The sequence below is a fragment of the Fulvivirga sp. AWR4_260 genome (assembly GCF_056158185.1).
Genome location: NZ_JBSWSU010000018.1, coordinates 1 through 3,506, shown reverse-complemented (window position 1 = coordinate 3,506; position 3,506 = coordinate 1). Strand labels below are relative to the sequence as shown.

Below are 3,506 nucleotides of genomic sequence, written 5' to 3'. Positions count from 1 at the left end.
AATTGCCTGTAACACGTTCGTTACGTATTGCTAAGGTTAAGTTTGTCATACTCGTGTGCTCACCCAGCACCTCAGGCCGTCAGCAACGCAGATGACATTAATCGTCGGCCTGTCTACATGTTGTACCCAAATAAATTAGGTAATGAGCTCAATGCTCCTCAAATAAGATTTACCCTAAACTAATCCAGGCAATGCTAAATTGTGTTCTTCACTAGGTTTTCCAGTGACTGGATGTTGCCAAGCAAATCAGAACGGGATGGGTACGATTTATAAACCTGTCGTAGAAGCGTAAGTGCATCTTGGTACTGACGCTGATCTATGGCAATTTGCGCACGCCCGAGCATGGCGCGCTGTTTAACGTCGGCGAGTGACTCAGCTCGCAGATAGGTCATTTTGGCACGTTCGACGTTGTTCTGTTGACGATAAAGTGAAGCAAGAGACAGCAGCGCCTCGCCATTGTCAGGAGCGTCAGCAATGGCTTTAGTTAACAGGGAAATTGCCGTTGTGCTTTGCCCTTTGCCAATAGCCAACTGAGCTTTAAGTACATTTAGTGTAGCTGCTTGAGACGTCGAGAGCTTTTTCACATTGTTGTCGGCAGCTTGCGTTAATTTATTTAAATCAAACCATCGCTCATTGGCCGCTAAGTAAGCCGCTATTTTGGCGTAAGCGTCAAAGCCTTCCCCATCTTTGTCGGTAATGAAAGTCTTCGCATGGGTAGCCAGTATGTCTGCTGCGCGCCGCGGACTACCGTCAGATACGTGCAATTTAGCCACTGAAATTAAGTTCGACAGCGAGCGGTCGCCCAAGGAAAGCGCTGTTTCTAAGCTGCTCAGCGCCTTTACCATGTCACCCTGCTTTAACGCTATTTGCCCCCGTTGGAGCCAAAGCTGCTTATTGCCTTCATCATCTACCAACATTTCGCTTAGCAAGCTTTCAGCCTGTGCAAGTGCATTACTTTCAATAAGCGCGAACAATAAACCTTGGTACCATTGCTTGTTTTCAGGTTCGAGCATCAACGCATTTTGATAGGCACCAATAGCGGTGACAGGTTTGCCAAGCTGAACATTGGTATAGGCTAGCTGCCCGAAAAGTTGGGCATCTTGAATACCCAGTTCCACGCTTTTAGTTAAATGAGTTCGTGCTTTGGCTAATTTATCTGTCATCAAATACGCCATGCTCAAACTTCTGTGCGCCGATGGGAGGTTTGGCATAGCATCGATAACATCTAACAGCACTTTTTCGGCTAGTGCGTAGTTTTTCTCATTCAATAACACTTGTCCGTAAAGCTCACGCAAGCGTGGACTAAATTGAGAAATATCCTGTGTTGCAAATGCGCTGGCAACGTTTGAATAATTACCTGCTTGCAAGTCGGCCTGAATACGCCCGATAAACTCACCTTCTTCTCGGGATATACGTTCACGATGATCATCCCTATGGTGCTGACGCAGAACAAACTGCCAATCGGGTTCTTCCAATTCCACCGTTATTTTTGCACTAACCGGCTTAATAAAAGCCAGCGCGCTCACTACACAGCTAGGACAGTTACGGCTGTAATTTTCTTTAACATTGTCTCAATCAACCTCTAAATTCTTTAGCTTCTATTTCGCTTTACTGCGTAAACCAAGCCTCTATTAAGCTACTATTAGGCCTCTATAACTACGGGCCAAATAAAACGCGCCTTCACCGCTTCATCTTCTTTGTAGGGCGATGTAAATTTGCTGGCTTTAACAAAACGCATTATTTCTTTATTGAGCTCGTGATGCGGGTTCTCGACAATATCCATCAGTTTTACGTTGCCGTGTTCGTCAATAATGACGTCGAGCTTTACAATCACCCGCTTGATCCCTTGCTTTTTAAGTCGCTTGGGGAAACGTATTTTGACCGGTGTCAGCAAAGTAGGTTTTGAGTCCAGTTCGCTTAGCGCGAAAGCATCCAATTTAATATCAGGCATATCCCACTGGGTTTGGGTCACTTTGACATTTGGCATGTCGGGCTTTGGCACTTGAATATCTGGCTCAACACTTAAATCCGCCATGGTCATGGCTGCGCCACTGCCCTCTACCTGCATAACGAGTTCAGTTTCTTCCACTACATTTTGCGTTTTAGGGGGCGGGGGCGGTGGAGGCGTTACCGCAATGTCTAACTTGCGCACTACCATAGTGTCTGGCTGCAGATTAGACAAAAAGTGCCCTAGCCACATAACGCCAAGTGCACTAACGAGCACCGCACCGCTAAGTAGAGAAGGTTGAAGATTGTATTTCATTGAATTTTGCCTCGTTCGCTATGGCTTCAAAGTGGCGATATTTACCGTGTCGGCACCCGCCAGTTTGGCTTCATCTATAATTTCTACCAGTAATTCAGAGCGAACGGCTTTATCTACCTGAATGACTACTGGGCGTTGTTCTTTCATCAACAACTGTTCAACGGTAGAGCGCACACCACTCACGCCGATATTGGCACTGTCATACACCACTTCACCGGTTCGGGTAATTGCGAGCATAATGGCCATTTAATCGAGCTTTTGTGCTGATATTGCCTGTGGTTTATCTACCTCTACCCCAGTCTCTTTTACAAACACTGTCGAAACGATAAAGAAAATTAAAAGTATAAAAACCACGTCTAGTAGCGGAGACATATCAATGCCTTGCGCTTGCTGGTTTTCAAGGCGTCGCTGTAATCGACTTGCCATGTCTACGCCTCCCTTGCCACGGCGCGTTTTACCGCACCATTAACAAACATCAACAAAAGCCAGCCAGGAATAGCCAAGGTTAAGCCAAGCTGAGTGGTAAAAAGTGCATCGGCAATGCCGCCAGTGACAACTTGACTATCGACACCTAACGACATCATTCCGGTGAAACTCACTTGTAAGCCTGAAATCGTGCCTAGCAGGCCCATCAAGGGAAGGGCACTAACCAGTACGGCAGGTACCATTTCTCGCTTTGTTAGCTCTTTCTCACCGTCTCGCAGTTTTTTATTGCCACCGCATCGAGCTATCTCTTTGCGTGTAGTAAACAACACAAAGATTTGCTGATAAGCAAACCATGCCACCAGCAGCATTAACCAACACAATGCATTCCCCGCTAGCTGGTCAATCATTAGCTTGCGCTCGCTTGCTGTTGGCCATCACTCTTTTGGTCGGCTTTCTTAGCAACGTCTGGCTCGTCATTGCTAAGTACAAGCGCGAAACTTTCAAGCTCTTCGTAGTAATGTCGCGCTTTGCGAGAGAGTACGGCATTTAGAAGTTGTATCCCGGTATGGCCACAACCAAGCCTAACTCTGTCGTAACCAAGGCTTTAGCGATCCCGCCAGAAATAACTTCGGGGTCGCTTGAGCCAAATGCCGTCATCATTCTAAAAGTTTCAATCATGCCGCTTACCGTACCTAGAAGACCTAGTAAGGGTGCAACGGCAGCAGTTACAGCAATCGTGCCGTTGTATTTTTCAAGCTTGATTTTAGGTGCTGGGTGAGCACACGAGTATGACAAACTTAACCTTAGCAATACGTGG

4 protein-coding genes and 1 pseudogene are annotated in these 3,506 nt (G+C 46.5%); all 5 read right to left on the bottom strand.

The window, feature by feature from the left end; genetic code table 11:
* Window positions 1–194: 194 nt before the first annotated feature.
* Window positions 195–1,526, bottom strand: a complete 1,332-nt coding sequence (locus ACXACQ_RS23640; protein ID WP_474978514.1) for a tetratricopeptide repeat protein — start codon at window positions 1,524–1,526, stop codon at window positions 195–197.
* A gap of 116 nt (window positions 1,527–1,642) precedes the next feature.
* The gene (locus ACXACQ_RS23635; protein ID WP_474822809.1) at window positions 1,643–2,263 is read right to left on the bottom strand and encodes an energy transducer TonB; all 621 of its coding nucleotides are present in this window, start codon (window positions 2,261–2,263) and stop codon (window positions 1,643–1,645) included.
* A gap of 18 nt (window positions 2,264–2,281) precedes the next feature.
* A pseudogene (locus tag ACXACQ_RS23630) lies at window positions 2,282–2,689 on the bottom strand (ExbD/TolR family protein).
* A gap of 2 nt (window positions 2,690–2,691) precedes the next feature.
* The gene (locus ACXACQ_RS23625) at window positions 2,692–3,096 is read right to left on the bottom strand and encodes a MotA/TolQ/ExbB proton channel family protein (protein ID WP_474822806.1); all 405 of its coding nucleotides are present in this window, start codon (window positions 3,094–3,096) and stop codon (window positions 2,692–2,694) included.
* Window positions 3,097–3,235: 139 nt separating this feature from the next.
* Window positions 3,236–3,506, bottom strand: a 271-nt coding sequence (locus ACXACQ_RS23620; RefSeq protein WP_474978513.1) for a MotA/TolQ/ExbB proton channel family protein, incomplete at its 5' end; no start/stop codon positions are given.